Below are 20,988 nucleotides of genomic sequence, written 5' to 3'. Positions count from 1 at the left end.
ATTACTGACAAACTACTGTCACCATTGCAATCAGTAATAGTCCCGATATTTGTATAGTTAGGTTATCACCACGTTTCCTACTCATGTCAGTCTGAGCCTGTGGAAGACCTAACAAAGCGGTTAATGGTTCAACAAGCTCACCATGACAAATGCCCTTGACAACCGGGATAACGGAAAAAAGATTACTGACAAACTACTGTCACCATCGCAATCAACAATAGTCCCGATATTTGTATAGTTCGGTTATCACCACGTTTCCAACTCATGTCAGCCTGAGCCTGTCGAAGACCTAACAAAGCGGCTAATGGTTCAACAAGCTCACCATGAAAAATGCCCTTGACAACCGGGATAACGGAAAAAAGATTACTGACAAAGTACTGTCACCATCGTAACCAATAATAGTCCTGATATTTGTATAGTTCGGTTATCACCACGTTTCCTACTTATGTCAGTCTGAGCCTGTCGAAGACCTAACAAAGCGGCTAATGGTTCAACAAGCTCACCATGAAAAATGCCCTTGACAACCGGGATAACGGAAAAAAGATTACTGACAAAGTACTGTCACCATCGTAACCAATAATAGTCCTGATATTTGTATAGTTCGGTTATCACCACGTTTCCTACTTATGTCAGTCTGAGCCTGTCGAAGACCTAACAAAGCGGTTAATGGTTCGACAAGCTCACCATGACAATTAAGAGCTTAAACTATGCCAAACGGCATTTAAAACCAATCGTATCTGAACCATGATTTCCTTGATTTCAAGATTTCTAAATCAAGGCCCTCAGGAAATTCCTTAAATCAAGGTTCAGACACCCTAACCAGTGCAATCACTAAATCACTAATTGAAAAAATGAAAATATACCTATACGATACCGAAACGGATTGCATTGGCTCGGGGAGCCTGTCGTCCGCCTATGTAAAATCACAATTAGATGCAGCTGCCGGCGCCGATGTTGCGGTACACATCAGTTCGGTAGGTGGTTCGGCCTTTGATGCCATAGCCATTTACGACCTGCTGAAAAAATACCCCGGCAACGTTACCACCTATATAGATGCCCTTGCGGCGTCGGCAGCGTCGGTAGTGGCCATGGCGGGCAGCAAAATAGTAATGAGCAAATACGCCCTGCTCATGATCCACAAACCTATGGTGGGCAGCGGCGGCAATGCCGATGAGCTTTTAAAAGATGTGCAGATGTTAAATGTAGTGCAATCGCGCCTGGCGCAGATCTACATGGACAAATCCGGGTTGGACGGAGTTACCGTTAATAGTTTGATCAACTCCGTCACCTGGATGACTGCCGACCAGGCCCTGAACCTGGGCTTTATAGATGTAATTGAAGATTACAGCGAAACCATCATTAACAGCGCATTAATAAAAAAATATACCGATACGGCACCGGCAGTTTACCAGCGCTGCATCAACAAAATCTTAACAAACAAAAGCAATATGAACATGGACAACAGAGAATTGATTGAAAAAACCACCTCGGTTTTAGACAAGATCATGAACTTTTTTAAACGGGTGGTAAACAAACAAACCATTACAGACAAAGGCACCCTGCACCACAGCGGCGAAATGGGCGAAGGCTGTGAAGTTTACCAGGACGAAGAACTAACCGAACCAGCCGTAACCGACACCTACACCACTGCCGAAGGCCAGCAATTAGCCATAAATGAAGGCAAAGTGCAAAAGGTAACACCTGCTGTTGCAGATGATGAGGACGAAGAAGATTTACCAGAAACTAAATTTAAATCAACAAAAAAACCGGGCGAAATACAAAATAAACTACAGCAAATAAAAGCCCGCCTGCATGCCCAAAACACACTGCTTAACGAGGCAAAAGCCGCGTTAGAAGAAGCCCAGGCCCGCCTTACCAAAACCCGAGAAGAGGTGAAGAACGAAATAAAAAGCGACTTTACCCCCGAAGGATCAAAACGCAGCAGCAAGGCCAAAACCGAAACACAACCCTTCTTTGCCCCCCAAAGTACACTGGCACAAAACGCGGTTAAAAGAGCGGTAGGGAAATAGTTGGCAGTTATTGGTTTGCAGTTAGCAGCCAATCCTTTCTACAATACAATCTTATCCATTGCAAACTGCCCACGGCAAACGGCAAACTAAAATCAACAATACTAAATTAAAAAATGGCTCAATTTACATTCACAAACAACACCTATGCCGGCGAAGCGCTGGCGGGATTTATGGCAAGCACGCTGCTGGAGGCCGACTCCGTAAAGCGTGGGCTGCTAACCGTTATTAACGACGTAAAACAACGCAAGATCATCCTTGATGTGGACGACGACGTGGTGCTGCAAAACCCATCGGGCATATTTGCCGACCAGGGCACCACCGCCACACAAACAGAAAGTTACCTTGACCCGGTTGTGTACGAATTTATGAAACAGGAACAATGGGACAAGCTGGTACAATCGTGGGAAAGCCAGCAGCTTAAACCCGGCGCGTTCCTTGATTACGAAGGCGTTGTTGACCTGAGCGACTTTATGGTGCAGCGCTACTTAACTAAAATACAAATAGCTAACGAGCGCTTGTACTGGCTGGGCAAAGGTTCTACCAAAGAGGCGGCGTTTACAGCACCATTCACCGGTTTATTGCCGTCTATCGCGGCAGCAAGCGACGTGTACAAAGTAGGCCTGGGCAAAGCAGAAACCTCAATGGTGGCAACGGCTATCAGCGCATTGGGCGTGATAACGGTAAGCAGCACTTCAACCTTAAGAGATGGCGATGTGGTAACCATTACCGGCGTAACTGGTGCTATTAAAGACACTACAAATGGTGGTGCAGGTATCGATGTAGCGGGTCAATCGTACTTTATACAGGTAGCCAGTGCAACCACATTTAAACTGGTGCGTAACTACAACGAGGTGAACACACGCAAAGCGGCAATCTTTAGCGGCACAGCAACTGCAGCAACCGTTAGCTACATTAATGCAAGCAACGTATTAGGCGTATTAACCGGCATCTATGCCCAATTAGACCCTGCCGACCGCAGCCAGGAAGATTTTAATCTGCAGATCCCTTTACATGTTGGCTATGCATATGCACAGGCACAGGCAGATAAAGCCGTAAACGTACTAAACGCCTTTACCGACCCTAAAAAGATGGATTACCTGGGTGTACCGCTGCAACTGATGAACCACTGGCAGGCCAACACCATTTTGGGTGCAAGGTCGTCAAACCTGTTCCTGGGGGTAGATCTTTTAGGCGATGCTTCAGAACTATCAACCGTTTACATGAAGCCCTACACCAACGATAACGTGGTGCGCATGAAAGCCCGTATGAAAGCGGCCGTAAACTTCAAATTCGCTAACGAGCTGTTTTACCTATCTGCTTAACAGCTTGAGTGATGTATTGGTTGATTGAGTGAGTAGTTCTTACCTCTTCCTTATCAGCCAGTACAACCAATCAACTATTCACTTAATCAACTACTTAACTAATCAACAACATGTCAATTTACAATAAAATAAACGCCGGCTTTAGCCTTGGCACAAGCGAACCTGTTACCGCAGGTATAGAAGATGTGGTATACATATTTAACGAAGACGATTTTGTACTCACTTACGATACCACCAACCCGCTTATCATTAAAGATATTACCGCGGTTGCCACAGCTAAGGTTTATAAATTCCAGGGGACTAACAATAGCTTCAACACGATGAGCAAACTGGCCAAAACACAGGTTGGCCCGCGTTATACCGAGGAGATAGATTTTAACATTGCCGGTTTATCTACTGATGTTAAGGCACAATTAATGGCGATGGGCTACGGCCGCGTAAAAGCAATAGCTGTAAATAACTACAAAGACAGCGACTCAGCAGTTGAGCTATTCGGCGCTGTAAACGGCCTCATCGTAACTGAAGCAGAACGTAACGCAGCCGATGAAACTTTAGACGGCGGTTACAAGATCAAGTTAACCAACCCGGATAAGCTGAAAGAGCCATATCCTCCACGTGCTGTATCAATTCCACCCGTAAGTGGCACAGCAACTTATGCCAGCACTATTGCCGCACTTGAGGCGTTGGTTGCTGCCTAATATGTTTTGATTGATGGGTAACAATTGCCCGTTACCCTCTCTCAAGCAATTATCACTTAAAACAAAACCCGAATGACCAAAAAATATATTCTTAAACCGGGTACTCATCAATTTGCGCCGGGTTCGGCAGCAGTGCACAGCAACAATAACCTTACCGACGAGGAAGCTGAATGGTATTTACAACGATATCCGCATATAGCAAAGCTGTTTGAAAGTATGGAAGACGGGAAGTCGGGAAGCCAAAAAGATGAAAAACCTGGTGTTAAAATCAAACGAAAAAGGATTCCCAAAAGATCGGTGGAATCATCAAAATCAGAATAATCTTATAAATTATGAAAACCTACTTACCACAAATTGAACGGCGTATACTGGTAAGGCCCAATCAAACCTTTGGCATACTCAATTACGATACGGATAACGCCTATCCGCAACGCATGCTGGAATTAGTGGGCCAATCTCCTACCGCTAAAGATTGCTGGAACAAGCGGGCCAAATTTATTGCCGGTAATGGTTTCGAAGAAACATCATTTGGTAAACACATCATCAACAGTAAAGGGTTAACCGTAACAAAACTTTTAAAAGCTATTGCTACAGATAAAGCCTTGTTCCGTGGCTTTGGCATACATGTTAATTACAACGCCAATTTTAAAATTGCATCGGTTAACTATGTAAAGTTCGAAGACATCCGCATGGGCGATACAGACAGTGCTGAAACCGCCGAAAAGTTTGCCATTTATAACGACTGGGGCCGAAAAACCTGGAAAAATATCATGCGCAGCAAGATCACCTTCCTGGATAAATACAACCCCGATGAAACGATCATAAAACAACAGGTTAAGGCTGCGGGCGGCTGGGATAATTACAAAGGGCAGCTCTTTTATTTTAACCCCGAAGTTTGTGATTACCCGTTGATAGAGGCCGACTCTGTTTGGGAAGATTTTGAGACCGAGGCTGGCATCAAGATCTTCAATAACCGCGAGGTAACAACCGGTTTCCTGCCGTCAACCATGCTGTTTATGCAATCGCGCCGCGAGGAAGCGGATAACAGCGCGGACAATGGCAAATCGAACACGCCATCCCAGTTAGAAAAAGACCTGGGTAGTTTCCAGGGGGCAAAAAGCGCTCAAAAAATAATTGTGATAGAGTATGAGGACGAAAGCGCCAAACCCGAGTTTCAGCCGTATGCCATTCAAAACAACGATAAGCTTTTTGAAACTACAGAGCGGTCTGTAGAAGCACGCATCATCAAAGGATTCTCCGTCCCAAGGGAATTGATCAATGCCGAAAAATCATCAGGGTTAAGCAATGGAGGTGAAAAAAAAGAAGCTATCCGCGAGTTTAATGACAATACTGCAGCCGACAGGCTGGAACTAAGCGAAGCTATGGAGGAGTTATTCAGCCATTACTTTGTTAACATCAATCCAAAAGCAAACTGGGCCATAACCCCAATACCGGCAACTGTAGCAGATGATGCCATAGGAATTAAAGCAGGCGCTGCTATTAACCAACTGCTGCAATCGCCAATTCCCGCAGAAACAAAAATAGCCACATTGATCTACGCTTACGGCTTTAAACAGGCTGAAGCAGAAGCCATGTGTGCCTGAAAGTGCCAGCCGGCGAACAAAACATAATTCACACGAATAAACTAAAACTTCTCCGCCGGCTGGCGGGGACTGGAGGACTATGCCATGTTAAATTTAATTACCCCCGAAACCTTACAGCGATACGAAGATATCGCCGTAAACATAAAGCCCGAGCGTATAAAGGTATTTATTAAAAAAGCTCAGGAACTTGATTTGAAGCCATTTTTAGGCTACATCCTGTATTACGACCTGATTAAGCATTTAGAGGATGATGGGATCTTAAAAGATGATGCCCCGCAACACTATAAAGACCTGGTTAATGGTTGCGAATATTTAGATGATCAAGGTTATGTTGTTTTATACCAGGGATTACAGCCTGTGCTCTCCTACTTTGCCTTTGCCCGATTTATTGAGGCCGACAGCATACACTACACAGCAACCGGCCCTGTGACCAAACGTTATGACAATGCAGATGCTTTACCTGCAAAAAATATTGTAAAGCTGGTACAACAACAACGCAGTACCGCCAATGCTTATGCTAATGAAACCGAACGGTTCCTGTCTGATCACCAATCCGATTTTCCGGTTTGGCATTACAACCGTAAAAACAAAAGCGCCAGGCAGGCGGGGCCGCGTATCCGCTCGATTGATATTACTGATTTCAACTTCCCCGCCGACAATTTTAGCACCAACCAATTAATAACCGATTTTTTAAATTAATGGCAACAGACAAAAAAATAAGCGAGCTACCGGTAATATCAACCATAGCTGCGGCCGATGTTTCCTTACTTGTACGCAGCGGAACCGACTATCAATACAACTTTACCACCCTGCTTGAGTTTATTCAGGAAGGTATAAATCCCGGTGCAAATATTTCATTTGGCACTACCCTCCCGCAAAATACAAACGGCAAAAATGGCGATGTTTTTATCAATACATCTGCCGGCTCATTCGCGCTAAAACAATCCGGCACATGGTCTGTAAAATATACTTTACCCATTAGTAACGGCAGCGATAGCACAGTTTTGTATGGCTCTGGTGTACCAGGAAGCAGCATAGGCAGCAATAACGATACCTATATCAATATAGATACCGGCATCTTTTATCATAAGGCCTCAGGAACATGGACACAAGTATTTTCTATGCAAACCGGCCCTCAGGGGCCTAAAGGCGATAAGGGAGATACAGGCACAACCGGTGCAAATGGTAAAACTATTTTGAATGGCACCTCAAATCCGTCAAACTCCACAACCGGCACCAACGGCGATTTCTATCTTAACACAAACACCTATCAGCTATTCGGCCCTAAGACAGGTGGCGAATGGGGACTGGGAACCTCAATTATCGGCTTAACCGGTGAACAGGGCGAACCCGGCCCTCAGGGTGAAGACGGACCTAGCGGAGAACCCGGGGTTGGTGTTGCAACAGGTGGCACAACTGGCCAGGTATTAAGTAAATTAAGTGATGCTGATTTTGATACGGGTTGGGTAGATGCAGCGGAAGGTGGAAATCTACATGCGCCAAATGGTATAATTTCAGGATTGGAGCTATCTGTATCTGGCGGAAATGTTACTGTAGCAGCAGGATCATGGAGAATCAATAATAACGTTTATCAGATTCTAACCAGTACCAACTTGGTCTTAGCCGCTGCAGATGGTATAAATAATCGCATCGATCTTATATATGCAGATGTAATTAATACAATTGCTTTGCTTACTGGTACTACGTCAGCTAATCCTGTGAAGCCATCATTACCATTTGATTGTATCGAAGTGGGTTTTGCATTAGTCACCCCTTCTGGCAGTGAAACAACCCCAGCTCCTGGTGCTGAGTATTTAACAAGATCGCAGTTTATTGATACTATTGGCGACAAATCACAATTATCTACCGCCGCAAAGAACAATCTTGTTGATGCAATAAACGAGGTAAGTACAAGTATTGGTAGCATCAATCAGGAAAGTGTAATTCTTAAAATTTTTAAAAAATCAAATTATAGATAATCATGGCAGCTTATAACGAAATAGTAGCTTTTACAAAAGGAATTGGTGTTAGGCCAATATCATTCACAAGTGCAGATGGCACAGCAGCAAAACAAACTTATGCACCCGCAGACCCCGCAAGTAGGATTAATTTTTTGGCAATATCATCAAGCGCGGCAACGCAGAAATACATGTTATTACAGTTGCATAATGTTATAAGCGGGGAGATTGCACCAATGGGCACTATCACTATACCCGCCAACGCTGGCACTAATGGTTCGGTTCCGATAGTTTCGGGTTTAAACAGAGGTAACCTGCCGTGGCTGCAAATTGATAGCGACGGTAACCCGTTTATTGACCTGAACTATAATATGAATTTAGAAATGAAACTGCTAAGTGCATTATCCGCAGGTGAAACAATTACGGTAACAACAAGCGGCGGCTCATACGCAGCATAATTATGGCATCAAGAAATGGATTAAACCCTAAAATTAGAGGGTCAAAAGGTGTTGGCTTTAACAGGGCGTTGCCTGCACCTTTCGGTTTTGATAAGAGCTTTAAGGGGGTCAATGATACTGACTATTTTACTGTACCCGGTTTAGTTGGTCAGTTAGTGCCTATGACATTCACGTTAGAATTTTGGACTAAACCTGCCCTTGCAAACATTGGCGCATACCAAGGGTATTTCCTATGGGTAGATAGTTCGGGTAAATCCGCATATGTGCAAATTAGGCCGCCGGGCGAGAATTGTTTTTCATTTTTTTTCCCAGCCAATACTAATGTTACCACGACGCAATTTGTTTTAGACGTGTGGAATCATATTGTGTTCACAGTTGATTTTGTTGCGAATAGAGCCAAGGCTATAGTAAATGGTAATGTAGCATCTGCTATATCCGTTTCGGTTGGCGCCTACACTCAGGCACCTTTTAACGAAATAAGATTATTAGACAGAAATTCAGCTGGTAGCGGCAAACTGGTCGTTGATGAATTTAGGGTGTATAATAGGATAATAAGCGATGTTGAAATAGTATCAAACTATAATATTGGTTTGGGAAATAATGCTTCCATTACTGAGGGTTTATTAACCTGGTATAAATTTGAAGCATTTGAAAATTTGGATTTTTCGCTATTACAGGACAATTCAGAAATGCATGTTGGTATGCGTGATTATTCAGGGCATAACAACCATGCATTGCCTAATCCGGGTATGGTTACAAACCCGGCATTACCGAATTATCCCCTAAATTATTTTTGATGCGTTTTTTTAGTCGAATAAAAGGCTTTTCAACTAAATGGTAAGATACTACAGCAATTACCGACATCAGTATTAAATTTTGCCACATAGGTAGGGACTTAATTAAACGATCACCGGGGGATGAAAATAGTTGCTGCCAAATGTATAAGCTGTAGGATATTAAACCGATGTAAGTAATTAACGGATTAGCCAACAACCTTGTTAAAATACTTGCCTTGTCTAAGTTTAAAATAATGACTATTCCAATAATTAATGGGAACAACAAGAGGCCACAATGCGGAATATTGATCGTGGAAGTTTCAGTATGTATTAGTATAGCAACAATTAAAAGCAATAAACTAAAATACCGGTTGTTTGAATTAGACTTAAATTGAAAAAAGCCTTTAAACATCATAATAGATAAAAGCGAACCAACTAAAATACATACCGTTTTGCTTAGCAAATTTATTATGGCGAAAGCGGCGGCATGCACTATTGAGTTGCTGTAAAATATCCCCGTCTTAGTGTACCCTAGTAGGGCTATAATTGGCACTAAAACTATAATCAGAATAATAGTTTTAATGTATTTATTTAAATCGTATACCAACAGGAAAGGAAAGGTAAAATAAAATTGCTCTTCCACCGAAAGACTCCAAAAGTGGGCAACAAACCAGTTGTAAGTATTAAGCTTAGGGATATTTTGATAGAATAAAGAGGCAGATAAAAATGCGTTAAAAGGGATTTTTAACGACAGACAAGCGTTCAAAATAGCCAATACGATTAAGAACAGGTAAGCTAAAGGGAGTATTCTTAAAATACGCCTGATGTAAAAATGTTTTAATGAAATGCGGCCAGTTTTGATTTTTTCTTTAAGTAGCAAAGACGTAATTAGAAAACCGCTGATAACAAAAAATATTTCAACACCTGTGTCTCCGGGAAAGCTTTTTGCATAAGGAGACCCCTTGAAAAAGTGGCTAAATAGAACGATAATGATTGCGACCCCTCTTAACCCATCGAGACCAGGTAAATGATTTGGCTGCAATAAGGTTGGTGTAACTATAAAATCAGAAAAAAGTTTAGTGTTAACTTTTTTTAAAAACTTAAGCATGAAAATAAAAATGGCTTTCTAAATAGCGAAAGTAAGAAATTTAATAACGCCCCGGCTCCTTTCCTATAATTCTCACAAACAAAAAAAACAATGCACGAGCATCTTGCCGAGACCCGGTAAATGATTTGGCTGTAATAAAGGCAGTACAGCTATTTCATTATAAAAAAGCTTAGAGTTAAATTTTCTAAAATATTCAAGCATTAATAAAGGTCTTATAAAAACGAAAATAATAAAACAATTATGAAACTAAGTAATAATGGTATCAAGCTCATTAAGAGTTTTGAAGGCCTTAAATTAAATGCCTATCAAGATGTGGCCGGTGTTTGGACCATTGGATATGGTTCTACCCGTTACCCGGATGGCAGGGCTGTAAAACACGGCGATAAACTAACCGACGAAGCACAAGCTAATACACTATTCATAAACACACTAAGCAAATATGTTGAAGCAGTTAACAAGGGTGCAAAAGTAGCCTTAAGCCAAAATCAATTTGATGCGTTAGTTTCTTTCATATACAACGTGGGTACCGGGGCAGTAACGTCTTCAACTTTGTTTAAAATGTTAAACGCCGGCAATTATCAAAATGCCGCAGATCAATTTCTGTTATGGAATAAAATAACAGATCCACAAACAGGCAAAAAGGTTCCCTTCAAAACTCTTTCACTAAGGCGCGCACAGGAGCGCGCATTATTTCTATCAGTATGACATCTATTGAACACCGCCAATTAAAAGGCATAACAATTAAGAATATCGTGGTCACCATTTTAAGCACAGCCAGCATCGTTACATCTGTAATGACGTCTTACTTTCAATTAAAAAGTGATATAAGCGAAGTAAAGGTTCAGCAAGAAGCTCAAAACCGGGTTAATGAGGTCCGCCTCCGCGTTTTAGAGGGGCAGGTAACTGTACTACAGCGGGAGGTAGAGGATATTAAATCAGTAAAAAACAAACAATAATAAATATGAGTATCAAATCATTCTTAACTAAACTATGGGGAGCCATAAAGTCATTATTTAATAGCTTTCCGGATAAACTAAAAGCGGCCGTACACATTGGCATCATCATTACAGAAAATATAAAAACTATTATCGACTCCCCTATTGCCGATATACTTACCGCTATAATTCCCGGCGAAATTGATGATAAAATAAAACAGGCATTGCGTGCAGGTATCCCTGTTATATTAACCGATCTAAAGCTTACCGATCAATGCAGCGACTTAACAGATCCACAGGAAATAACCAAATGTGCTGTAGAAACTTTAAAAACGCTGGATGGAGAAATCAAAAGCGCTTTTTTACATAATCTATCAATATTAATTGCACAGGTTGCGGCAGATGGAAAGCTTAGCTGGGCTGATGGGGTTTGCATCCTGGAATGGTATTACCAAAACAAATTCAAGATCGCTAGCAAGTGATTCGGAATGTGTGTGCCCGGAACGAGATTCGAACTCGTACATCCTTACGAATGCCACCCCCTCAAGATGGTGCGTCTACCAATTTCGCCACCCGGGCTTTTATCAAGTACAAAGTCTTAAGTCAGCAATCCTAACCTCCCGGCATTGAACTACAGACTTAAGACTTTTAATGGATGTGCCCGAAGAGAGACTCGAACTCTCAAGAGACAATTCTCAACGGCTTCTGAGACCGCAACGTTTACCAATTTCGCCATCCGGGCATTTTATGAGGTTGCAAATATAATTGTTTTATGCAATGCGGCTAAAATAAATGCAAAAAATAAGCTTCATATTGGCAAACCCAATTTCAAACGGTAACTTAGGCTATCAATTATAAAATTTATGGTTAAAAAACTCTGCTTAATAATAATGATAGCAGCATGCTCAATATCGGCATCTGCGCAAAATGCCGACGCCATATTAGGTAAATGGTTAAGCGCAAACGGCGAAGGTCAGATACTGGTCTATAAAAAGGAAAGTAAATTCTTTGGTAAGCTTTCATGGATAAAAGTACCTAACAATGATAACGGAAAACCCAAACTAGATGATCGTAACCCTGATAAAAACCTGCAGTCGCGCCCCATACTTGGCCTCGAACTATTAAAGAATTTCACTTTTGACGGCGATAATGTATATGAAAATGGTACTATTTATGACCCCAAAAGCGGCAAAACTTACAGTTGCAAGATGACACTTAAAGGTGATATATTAAAAATACGAGGTTACATAGGAATATCATTACTAGGCCGAAGCGAAAACTGGACCCGTGTAAAATGAAGATAAAATACATTACTTATATATTAACATGTCTTTTAGCCTTTTCAATAAGTGTAAATGCGCAAAAGGTTATACCTATTCAGCAAAATAAACCAATTAGTATCCGGGGCTTATCTGTTGTTAACAATAAAATAGCGTGGGTAAGCGGTACAAAAGGCACTATTGGTATAACAAAAGATGGAGGCGCTAATTGGGACTGGCAACAAATTAAAGGGTTCGAAAAATCCGATTTTAGAGATATTGAAGCCTTTTCAGATAAAGAAGCAGTCATTATTTCATCAGGTTCACCAGCGTATATTTTAAAAACTATTGATGGTGGCACCCATTGGGAAACAAAATACAAACAAACAGACAGCACTTACTTTTTAGATGCTATGGATTTTTCGGACAAGCAACATGGCTTTGTTCTGGGCGACCCAATTGGTGGTAAATTTTTATTGTTAGAAACCATAAATGGCGGCGCAACATGGAATCCATCCAATAATCCACCTATTGCACTGAAGGACGAGGCTGCCTTTGCAGCGAGCGGCACCTGCCTGCGCGTTAACACCTCAATTACTATCGTTACCGGAGGCAGTAATAGCCGTATGCTTGTTTCGCCAATAGAAAAACAGGAATGGACAAGCCGGAGTTTACCACTTACCAATGGCTCTGCAAGCCGTGGGGCATTTTCGGTTGCTTATGGCAATAACCAAACAATTATTGTTGGCGGCAATTATGCAAAAGATAAGCTGACAGATTCGGTGGCTTATCTTATTCCCAAATCCAAAGCAAAATTTAAAAAGGAGCTACCTACGGTTGGCCCAGCGGGGTATCAATCATGTGTTGAATATATAAAGGATGATATTTTTCTGTCAACCGGCACCTCAGGAACTAATATCACAATAGATGGTGGTAAAACATGGCGTAAGATTGATGAGGTAAGTTATAACGTTTGCCGAAAAGCAAAGCGCGGAAACCTTATTTTGCTTGCCGGGGATAGAGGCAGATTAGGATTTTTTAAATTTTAAATTTGTGTGTGTGAAGCACTTATTGTAAAGTTTACAATTTATTAAAAATAGGCTTGCAGGCAATTATAAATAATCCTATATTTGCACCACTTTAAACGGAAACGATAACACATCGAAAAAGTTAAAAGTTGATTCCGTAGCTCAGCTGGTAGAGCATAACACTTTTAATGTTGGGGTCCTGGGTTCGAATCCCAGCGGGATCACTTAAGGAAACAACCACTTCAGGTTGTTTCCTTTTTTTATACCCATAAGAACCTCATAAGCAGCGCTGGAAGTGGTTTCTTGCTAATCTTAGCTACGAGATTACCTCATTTTATCCTATCGTATCAGAAATGATAGTCTTTCGCATGAATAGTTAATAATTGTGACATTAAAAGTGCAGACTTTTTGCAGTAAATGCCTACTGGCCAAGTAATGTTAGCATTTCGTGTCATATTATCACCGGTGAGTTTTACCGCTTTTAATTCAGGGTGGTTAAAAATCGAAGAGCCCATGAGTATGGTCGCCCAGTTGCCGCTGCCCACTAATTGTAAAAGCATATTAATGTCATTTACTTCCATTTGCATATCAATTGTTACATTGTGCTGTAACAGCAAACGATCAAAGTAATTACGAATACTAAATCCTTTAGACGGTAATATCAATGGCACATCTTTTAATTCTTTGACACTGATTTGCCGTTTTGCGGCCAGAGGATGACCACCATGTACAATCAGCGCCAGGCACGAAGAAAAGAGTCGTTCGATCTTATAGCCGCCTGGTTTTTCTTCCTGCGAGAAGGACAGCATCATGTCGATGCGGCCTTGCTCAAGTTTATCCAGCAGATCTTGTGTGGTACCAAAAATGATTTCCAGGTAAATATTCGGAAACTGCTTCGAAAAATCCATGATAGCCACGGCCAGCAGATGTGTTAATCCATAGGTAACCCCGATCTTCAGAGTTCCTGTACTGAGGCTCATCAGATCTTTTAATATGTTTTTACCATCGTTGGCATCTCTGACCGTTTTATTAGCATACGGCAAAAACATCCTTCCGGCTTCTGTTAGCCGAACCCGCCTGGCAATCCGGTCAAATAAAGGTATGCCCAGTTCATCTTCTAACTGTTTGATCTGTTGAGATAAAGTACTTTGTGTAATATATAAAGCCCCTGAAGCTTCCGTGAAATTTTCCAGTTCTGCTGCTTTAATAAAGTATTTGAGTTGCCTAAGTTCCATATTTAAAAATAACAAATTGATCGGTTTTAACGATCAATTCTATCGAAAATAAGAGTTTAGACGATTACTATCGAATGCTGACCTTTGGTTAATCAAACAATAAACAACATATGGAAATCTTACAAAACTCAGAAAATGCGCTTTCGCATTCAACTGTTAAAGCTGTTATAAATGCGCCGATTGAAAAAGTAAACATTGCCGACTGGTTATTTAATCTGCCGGATGAAGAATATCAAAAATGTTCCTCCGCTCATATTGCCGCGGGGTTTACCCGTACAATGAATGGCGAACCTATGTCCATCAACGTTGAAACTATTGGCGGTGCATTAATAATTCAACATTATGTAGCTACAGAATACAGGGCTGATTATTGCCGGATGTTATCTGTATCTGATGCAATCTCCGCAAATGGCCGCAGTAAGGTTCAGGTATTATGGGAATTAAAAGCCGTTAAATTAGATGAAAATACCTGTGAATACATCAATGAAATTCATGCTACAGCTACGCCCGATTTTTTTGACTTTATAAAAGCACATAATATAACTTTGGCACAGGCCGCTCATGACCGCCAGGTTGCCTCAGACGCGCACAACCACGAAGAAACACCGTTGTTTGCAAAAAGTATAGAAAAAAAAGCACTCACCGGTAACTACGGCATCTGATAAAAACTTTTGAGCATGATCTTTACCCGGTACATGTTTACTGTAAGGACATCGTGATAAAAGCGGCCCTTGAATACGGTGGCGATAACTTTGTAATGGCCAGCAATCGCTTTAATGCTTACTGCAATTTCAAAAATTCGGCAGGCACCGCGTCAGTAAGCCAAACCTTGTTTTCAGACAGGTAGAATACATACCCCTTCTGATGCATTTCGGCTGCAAGTACGTTAAAAACTACCGGCTTACCGTGCCTGCTGCCCACCTGTTTGGCAGTTTCAATATCACGGCTTAAATGCACATGCCGGCGGCTGCGTTTTTCGAGCCCGGTAGCTTGAATAGAAGCAACGGACTTTTCACCCGTGCCGTGATATAGTACCTCTGGTGGTACCTGAGCCTGGTAGCCCAATTCAACCTCAACCGAGTGCCCCTGGCTGGCGCGGATCTTTTGCCTGCTCTCATCAAAGGCAAAACGCTTTTTACTGTTGGTTTCAACTACATGGTTTAACAGTTCTGCATCTAAACTATGCCCATGCGCATTAACCTGCTTCAATAGTTCATCAACGCTTACCCAGCCCTGCGCATCCAGTTCTATACCAATTAGCTGCGGCTGGTGCCTTAGTACAAGGCTTAAAAATTTACTGATGTGTGCTGTATCTTTCTCTTTCATCGTTTCATTTAAAGTTAAGGTAATAGCAGGTGGCGTTGTGCTGTCCCTGCCGTAATTATCTAAAGTTTTTGCCAGTTGGCTTTTTAACTGTTTTACCAGTACCCTTGGCCCCAGCACACGCATTTTAGCGCCAAAACCCAATAACTCGCGCTCCAACTCAAAATTCAGTATTACCCTGATGCTGAATATTTTTCCATTCCCATCTTCGCTCAATAATTTTTGCGTGTGATGCAGGGGTTTGGTTACCACGTAAGGTGCGCTCGCTGCATCTATCCAGAAGATCACCTCACAATCGCGCTGGCCCGGTGATTTGGTTACCCCTATGCAATCATTATAGTAAGTAGCCAGGTTTAAAGTAGTATTTGGCCGGTAATCTTCCGGGTGCTCTTCAATGGTCTGTATCCTGTCGAGCGCTAATGTAAGCAACGGAGCGTTCCTCGCATGCGATCGCCCCAATACAAACCAACGGTTGCGGTACTCTTTCAGCAAATATCCGCTGAAACAAAAAGTACTGGCCTCCCTGGCTTTAAACGACTGATAGGTAATGCACATTGTTTTTTGCGCTACAACCGCTTTGCGGATCGCCTCTATCCACTCCAACCCTTTCAGGTTATCATTCTTCTCAAAATCAATAACCGGCGTGCCCTGCGTTTTTTGGCTGTATATCTTGTCCTCCAGCTTACTCACCATTTCGTTAAGGTCGGTAAAGTGGTTAAAGCCTTTAAATTGCTTTAATAAGTCCGATACCTCACTCAGTACCTGCATATCCTGCTGGTTAAGCGGACTATTGGTAATGCTGTAGTTTTTATCGCTGTAGGTATAGTACTTTTTATCAACTACTACAATAGGCGCTTCGTAACCCAGCTTATTGCTGCGCATCATCTCTATATCGGCCTGTACGGTACGGCGGCTTACACCGGTATCAATACCCTGGTATTCGTAAATGGCATCACTGCAGGCATCTATCAGGCCGTCAAGCGTCCATTTCTTGTGGCGGTTTTGCAGGCACTGATCAATGGTGCGATAGCGGATAAGGGCGTTGCGGTTAACGGGCATGCATTTAAAATTACTTCGCGAATTTACTCACCCCGACATCACTCTGCTTGTCGACCCTCTCTGCTTCGCAAAGAGGGTGAGAAGAAAAAGCAAGCCCCTCTTTCCGCCACAGGCAAAGAGAGAGTGGTCCGGCGCAGCGTAGACCGGGTGAGTCAACTAAGCGGCTTTGAAAATATTTTGCTGAATTTATAAATTATTTTTTACTACGCAAATAGATTGCGCACTTGATGTTTCTCTTTGTACTGTCGAAAGGCTGAACGCGTTCACGAACGCCCCCTCTCCCGATATGGGGAGAGGGGTTTTGGCCCGGAGACTTTAATGGTTAAATGATACCTTTAGTACTAAGATTATGGAAAAGGAAAAAATAGGCAACAACGAATTAAAAGCATTAGGCATTAATGATGTGGAGGTATTGGTAAACTTCAGTCGCGTGGCTAATGGTTTATTAAAGCACGCTGTTATGGACAAAGCCAATATCCTTGCTAATTTGGAAGCTTTGATTGACGACCCTATGCCCTACACCTTAAAGAAGGGCGGCAAGTTTAAAAACCTGGCCGAGAACGTGATCGCCATGCGTAAAGAAGGCAAGTTTGTAAAACAGGAACGCAGCAACTTTAAGCTGAAGGAAGAGATAGCAGAATTCCCGGTGTGGGGATTAGAAAATATTGAGGTGGGTGCCTTAACACAAATGCGTACCGCCATACAATTGCCCATTGCCGTTGCCGGGGCTTTAATGCCCGATGCGCACCAGGGTTACGGCCTCCCTATTGGCGGGGTGCTGGCCACTACGGCCAATACCATTATACCGTTTGCGGTTGGGGTTGATATTGCCTGTAGGATGTGCTTAAGCATTTTCGACCTGCCTGCCGAAGCCATTGATACCGAAACCGACAAGCTGAAGAACATACTGGTTGATAACACGTACTTTGGGATGGGTTGTACCACCAAATCGTACTTCGATAGCTCGTTGTTTGACAGCAAGACCTGGGGCGAAACCAAGTTGATCCGCACGCTTAAAGATAAAGCTTATGCGCAATTAGGGACCAGTGGTACCGGCAACCACTTTGTGGAATGGGGCGAGTTGGACCTAACCGAAGGCGCTTTAAATGATATCCCAGCAGGTAAGTATTTGGCTTTATTATCGCACTCCGGGTCACGCGGTTTCGGTGGTAGTGTGGCCGACTATTACAGCAAAATAGCCATGACCAAAACCAAGCTCCCTGCCGAAGCCAAGCATTTGGCCTGGCTGGACCTGGATAAGGACGAAGGACAGGAATACTGGATAGCCATGAACCTGGCCGGCGAATATGCCAGCGCCAACCACCACGAAATTCATAACAAAATTGCCCGCGCATTAGGTGTAAAACCTATCAGCATGATTGAGAACCACCACAACTTTGCCTGGAAAGAGCAACTGGCCGACGGTACCGAAGTAATGGTGCACCGGAAAGGCGCTACCCCGGCCGGCGAAGGTGTGTTAGGCATTATCCCCGGCAGCATGAGTACGCCCGGCTTTTTGGTGCGTGGTAAAGGCGATGCGGCCAGCATAAATTCTGCCAGCCACGGTGCGGGCAGGGCCATGAGCCGGAGCGCGGCGTTTAAAACACTGGACAAAGCCGCCATTGCCGCCAACCTAATTGATAAACGCATTACCCTAATGGGCAGCGATGTGGATGAGGCACCGATGGCCTATAAAGATATCCACACCGTAATGGCCGCACAAAATGATTTGGTGGAGGTGTTAGCTAAATTTGAGCCGAGAATTGTTAGGATGGCAGATGCAAGGGAGAAGCCGGAGGATTAGCCCCCGCCCCCCTGAAGGGAGAATTAAATAATCCCCCCAAACGTTGAGGGTGCGGCTGTCATCCTGAGCCTGTCGAAGGAAATGCGCAAAGGCAGGGAGGGGTTTAACCGCCAAAGTTCCCCCTCAACATTAATAATTAAAAGAAGATAATTAATAAAGTCAAAATGAAACCCATACCCTCAACTGCCGAAATACTGGCTTTTAAAGTGCTTGGCCGTGCTATAGACAAAACATGGGTTAACTGGGCTTATGATATGCTTGAAGCCGGTTTTGAAACAGAAAACTTAGTAATACTTGCCGGTGAGATACAGCCATACAACCAATTCGAACTGCAAAGCTTAACGGATAGGGTTTTCATTGAGCTCAATCTGGCTTTGAACAACCGCGAGCGAATCCTGAAAAAATATGTTTGCTATTTAGTGGATAAGGCCCTTACTGGCGAAGTTAAATTTATTGCCATGTTGGGCATCGTAAAAGACATGTACTTTGAACTTGATCACGATTCATCCTTTGGTGGTTTCTACCTGTTGTATTGGGCTTATGATGACCTGGAATATTCCGAACAGCAATGGTACTGGGATGGGGCAACACGCGAAAACATTGATGAAATGGCCAGAGATTATTTTATACAATGGAAAGCCGAATGTGCTGAACTTTTTAACAGTAATATTTAACCACTATGGTTCCCCTTTTGAGGGGGGGGGGTTAGGGGTGTGTTTTTTGATTATGTGTGTGTATTAGAAAAGCAAATACAGCGGTAATATCTTAGGGTAGCCCCGCTTTCCCTCCAAGCCGCTGATGGAAAAGGGCTTTCCGTACAATTGGGTTTAGGTGGGAAGGGTTTTGGTGTTAGGGCATAGATGGTAAGTATTTATTCAGTATTATTTGCTACTTTTCAACATTACACCAATTATATTAGTAATTGAATTTAAATTTCTGATATTTAAATAATTAATATTATTTAATACTAATAATACCAATTATAATAGTATAAATTCAATAGGAAAATAAGGCATGATTGCAAAAAAAGTACCTGTTATGGAATTGGTTAAATTCAGAAGACTCTCTGAAAAAAGCCAAGCAACCTTTGTAAACAATTTAAAAATACCTAAAAAACCAAAATCAGACAGCGGTGACGGCGGTGGAAATTATTGGGTAAGAAGCATAAGTTGTGTAAGTAACGCGTTTAAAAAAAATGATAACAAGTTAATACAAGATAAAATTGACGAGGTTACAAATGCATATAATTCTGCAAAGTTGGAGAGAACACGAACTATGCACAAAAGAAATCTTGAAATACTATACAATTATATAGGTTTTGATTTTGAAAGTTGGTGGCCAACAAGTAATATACAAATTCTTGCCAATCCTCAACTTACATTGACTATTAAAGGCATTCCAATACAGGTAATTCCCAGTTGCATTTTTTCTTACGAAATTGACGGTGAGCAAAAAGTGGGTGGGCTTTGGTTTGTTTGTTGGTTAGATGGTTTTAAGCCTGATGACTTAGGTATTTTTTCAGAATCTCTATTTAGATATCTTTCATTCTTATTTGAAAAACGACATACAATAGAACCCAAAGATTGCTATATAGTTGACATTTCAACTATGGACCGTTCCACTTATCAAGAACTTTTAGACGGCAAAATTGATGCTATGCTTGAAAATACAATTAATACGCTTAATAAATATTTATAATTAATAATCTATCCTCCCCACTGGTCGAAGTTTCCAACTTCGACCCAAAATAGGTTAAGCTTTCAGCTTAACAACAATTAATGCCAATCAAACCCGCAAACCCGGCATTGCTGTGCCTGCGGTGTCCTGGCCAATTTACCGCACTTAGGGCACAGGTTGAAAAACACTTCGTTAGGATGCTCTTTTAATATGCGTTCGGCGCAGCTTAATATAAACTGTACATATCCTTCGTCCAGTTGCGCTAATATTTCAGGCTCTTCGGTTAGCCATTGGTTGCGCAGGTATATTTTAGTTCGCAATTCGCTATCAGGCAATTCATGTAACTTCAATGCATGGCGATGATGCTTTAACGCGATCATCTCCGGTTCGGTAAGCAGCCCTAAGTAATGCTTAATGATATAATTTGCTTGTTCGGGCGTTACGGTTTCCATATCGTAAATATCCTAAACCTTTTCAAAAAGAGCCCCCATTTATAAAAGTTTCCAACCCTGTTCTAAAATAGAACTAATTATCAGGCACAAAAAGGTCGTTTCAGGGGCGAAAAAGGTCGTTTTTGAAACGTTTGGCAGAAGTTGAAAACTGCCATTTAACATATTAAGCTGGTTTTCAAACGTTTAAATAAAAACCACAAATTGCATTTTTATAAAATCATTAATAATCAATGCATTAGCAAATATCCACAAGCGTTCACGG

Annotated in this window: 22 protein-coding genes and 3 tRNA genes; 19 read left to right on the top strand and 6 right to left on the bottom strand. The window is 42.1% G+C overall.

The genetic code is table 11. The annotated features are described in order from the left end of the window. The first annotated feature begins 851 nt into the window (after positions 1–851). The 9 genes from IDJ75_RS01755 to IDJ75_RS01715 all read left to right on the top strand — a co-directional run bounded on the left by IDJ75_RS01755 (position 852) and on the right by IDJ75_RS01715 (position 8,867). Complete coding sequence (locus tag IDJ75_RS01755; protein WP_191173894.1) at positions 852–2,030, top strand: head maturation protease, ClpP-related; 1,179 nt, start codon at positions 852–854, stop codon at positions 2,028–2,030. A 113-nt stretch (positions 2,031–2,143) separates the two neighbouring features. Next, positions 2,144–3,352 (top strand): hypothetical protein, encoded by a 1,209-nt coding sequence (locus tag IDJ75_RS01750; protein ID WP_191173893.1) that lies wholly within the window; start codon positions 2,144–2,146, stop codon positions 3,350–3,352. Between the two features lie 110 nt (positions 3,353–3,462). Further along, positions 3,463–4,050: a hypothetical protein gene (locus tag IDJ75_RS01745; protein WP_191173892.1), complete on the top strand. Its 588-nt coding sequence runs from the start codon at positions 3,463–3,465 to the stop codon at positions 4,048–4,050. A gap of 72 nt (positions 4,051–4,122) precedes the next feature. Beyond that, the gene (locus tag IDJ75_RS01740; RefSeq protein WP_191173891.1) at positions 4,123–4,371 is read left to right on the top strand and encodes a hypothetical protein; all 249 of its coding nucleotides are present in this window, start codon (positions 4,123–4,125) and stop codon (positions 4,369–4,371) included. Positions 4,372–4,382: 11 nt separating this feature from the next. Next, positions 4,383–5,654 (top strand): hypothetical protein, encoded by a 1,272-nt coding sequence (locus tag IDJ75_RS01735; protein ID WP_191173890.1) that lies wholly within the window; start codon positions 4,383–4,385, stop codon positions 5,652–5,654. Positions 5,655–5,738: 84 nt separating this feature from the next. Then, entirely contained in the window at positions 5,739–6,353 is a 615-nt protein-coding gene (locus tag IDJ75_RS01730) for a DUF6712 family protein (protein WP_191173889.1), read from the top strand. Beyond that, the gene (locus IDJ75_RS01725) at positions 6,353–7,633 is read left to right on the top strand and encodes a collagen-like protein (protein WP_191173888.1); all 1,281 of its coding nucleotides are present in this window, start codon (positions 6,353–6,355) and stop codon (positions 7,631–7,633) included. The genes IDJ75_RS01730 and IDJ75_RS01725 overlap by 1 nt, the downstream gene beginning before the upstream one ends. 2 nt (positions 7,634–7,635) lie before the next feature. Further along, positions 7,636–8,070, top strand: a complete 435-nt coding sequence (locus IDJ75_RS01720) for a hypothetical protein (RefSeq protein ID WP_191173887.1) — start codon at positions 7,636–7,638, stop codon at positions 8,068–8,070. A 2-nt stretch (positions 8,071–8,072) separates the two neighbouring features. Then, positions 8,073–8,867, top strand: a complete 795-nt coding sequence (locus tag IDJ75_RS01715; protein WP_191173886.1) for a LamG domain-containing protein — start codon at positions 8,073–8,075, stop codon at positions 8,865–8,867. Here IDJ75_RS01715 and IDJ75_RS01710 read toward each other — a convergent pair. Then, on the bottom strand, positions 8,824–9,954 hold the full coding sequence (locus IDJ75_RS01710) for an acyltransferase family protein (RefSeq protein ID WP_191173885.1): 1,131 nt from the start codon (positions 9,952–9,954) through the stop codon (positions 8,824–8,826). The two genes, IDJ75_RS01715 and IDJ75_RS01710, sit on opposite strands and share 44 nt — an antisense overlap. A gap of 240 nt (positions 9,955–10,194) precedes the next feature. Here IDJ75_RS01710 and IDJ75_RS01705 point away from each other — a divergent pair, with 240 nt between their 5' ends. From IDJ75_RS01705 to IDJ75_RS01695, 3 genes are read left to right on the top strand one after another with little or no spacing between them, the layout of a single operon-like run. Further along, positions 10,195–10,659 (top strand): lysozyme, encoded by a 465-nt coding sequence (locus IDJ75_RS01705; protein ID WP_191173884.1) that lies wholly within the window; start codon positions 10,195–10,197, stop codon positions 10,657–10,659. Next, complete coding sequence (locus IDJ75_RS01700) at positions 10,656–10,910, top strand: hypothetical protein (protein WP_191173883.1); 255 nt, start codon at positions 10,656–10,658, stop codon at positions 10,908–10,910. The genes IDJ75_RS01705 and IDJ75_RS01700 overlap by 4 nt, the downstream gene beginning before the upstream one ends. A 5-nt stretch (positions 10,911–10,915) precedes the next feature. Further along, a complete protein-coding gene (locus tag IDJ75_RS01695; protein WP_191173882.1) occupies positions 10,916–11,371 on the top strand; it encodes a type 1 periplasmic-binding domain-containing protein in 456 nt (151 codons plus the stop codon). Positions 11,372–11,384: 13 nt separating this feature from the next. Here IDJ75_RS01695 and IDJ75_RS01690 read toward each other — a convergent pair. Further along, positions 11,385–11,468 (bottom strand) — tRNA-Leu (locus tag IDJ75_RS01690). Between the two features lie 79 nt (positions 11,469–11,547). Continuing rightward, a tRNA-Leu gene (locus tag IDJ75_RS01685) sits at positions 11,548–11,631 on the bottom strand. Positions 11,632–11,779: 148 nt separating this feature from the next. On the opposite strand from IDJ75_RS01685, the gene IDJ75_RS01680 reads away from it, so the two are divergent. From IDJ75_RS01680 to IDJ75_RS01670, 3 genes are all read left to right on the top strand, one after another. Beyond that, positions 11,780–12,187, top strand: a complete 408-nt coding sequence (locus IDJ75_RS01680; protein WP_224746449.1) for a DUF2147 domain-containing protein — start codon at positions 11,780–11,782, stop codon at positions 12,185–12,187. Continuing rightward, positions 12,184–13,197, top strand: a complete 1,014-nt coding sequence (locus IDJ75_RS01675) for a WD40/YVTN/BNR-like repeat-containing protein (RefSeq protein ID WP_191173880.1) — start codon at positions 12,184–12,186, stop codon at positions 13,195–13,197. Before IDJ75_RS01680 ends, IDJ75_RS01675 begins: the two co-directional genes overlap by 4 nt. 130 nt (positions 13,198–13,327) lie before the next feature. After that, positions 13,328–13,400 (top strand) — tRNA-Lys (locus IDJ75_RS01670). 123 nt (positions 13,401–13,523) lie between these two features. Here the strand turns inward: IDJ75_RS01670 and IDJ75_RS01665 are convergent. Then, complete coding sequence (locus IDJ75_RS01665; protein ID WP_191173879.1) at positions 13,524–14,411, bottom strand: LysR substrate-binding domain-containing protein; 888 nt, start codon at positions 14,409–14,411, stop codon at positions 13,524–13,526. 110 nt (positions 14,412–14,521) lie between these two features. Here IDJ75_RS01665 and IDJ75_RS01660 point away from each other — a divergent pair, with 110 nt between their 5' ends. Next, entirely contained in the window at positions 14,522–15,073 is a 552-nt protein-coding gene (locus IDJ75_RS01660; RefSeq protein ID WP_191173878.1) for a hypothetical protein, read from the top strand. A 118-nt stretch (positions 15,074–15,191) separates the two neighbouring features. Here the strand turns inward: IDJ75_RS01660 and IDJ75_RS01655 are convergent, their stop codons facing one another. Beyond that, the gene (locus tag IDJ75_RS01655) at positions 15,192–16,793 is read right to left on the bottom strand and encodes an RNA 2'-phosphotransferase (protein WP_191173877.1); all 1,602 of its coding nucleotides are present in this window, start codon (positions 16,791–16,793) and stop codon (positions 15,192–15,194) included. A gap of 349 nt (positions 16,794–17,142) precedes the next feature. Between IDJ75_RS01655 and IDJ75_RS01650 the strand changes: the two genes are divergently transcribed. The 3 genes from IDJ75_RS01650 to IDJ75_RS01640 all read left to right on the top strand — a co-directional run bounded on the left by IDJ75_RS01650 (position 17,143) and on the right by IDJ75_RS01640 (position 20,295). Next, positions 17,143–18,597: an RtcB family protein gene (locus IDJ75_RS01650; RefSeq protein WP_191173876.1), complete on the top strand. Its 1,455-nt coding sequence runs from the start codon at positions 17,143–17,145 to the stop codon at positions 18,595–18,597. Between the two features lie 164 nt (positions 18,598–18,761). Beyond that, complete coding sequence (locus IDJ75_RS01645) at positions 18,762–19,271, top strand: hypothetical protein (RefSeq protein WP_191173875.1); 510 nt, start codon at positions 18,762–18,764, stop codon at positions 19,269–19,271. 340 nt (positions 19,272–19,611) lie between these two features. After that, positions 19,612–20,295, top strand: a complete 684-nt coding sequence (locus tag IDJ75_RS01640) for a hypothetical protein (protein WP_191173874.1) — start codon at positions 19,612–19,614, stop codon at positions 20,293–20,295. A 77-nt stretch (positions 20,296–20,372) separates the two neighbouring features. Here the strand turns inward: IDJ75_RS01640 and IDJ75_RS01635 are convergent, their stop codons facing one another. After that, entirely contained in the window at positions 20,373–20,726 is a 354-nt protein-coding gene (locus IDJ75_RS01635) for a hypothetical protein (RefSeq protein ID WP_191173873.1), read from the bottom strand. Positions 20,727–20,988: the final 262 nt, after the last annotated feature.

The organism is Mucilaginibacter rigui (genome assembly GCF_014773275.1).
GTDB classification, from domain to species: domain Bacteria; phylum Bacteroidota; class Bacteroidia; order Sphingobacteriales; family Sphingobacteriaceae; genus Mucilaginibacter; species Mucilaginibacter rigui_A.
This window is presented reverse-complemented; position numbering and strand designations above follow the sequence as displayed.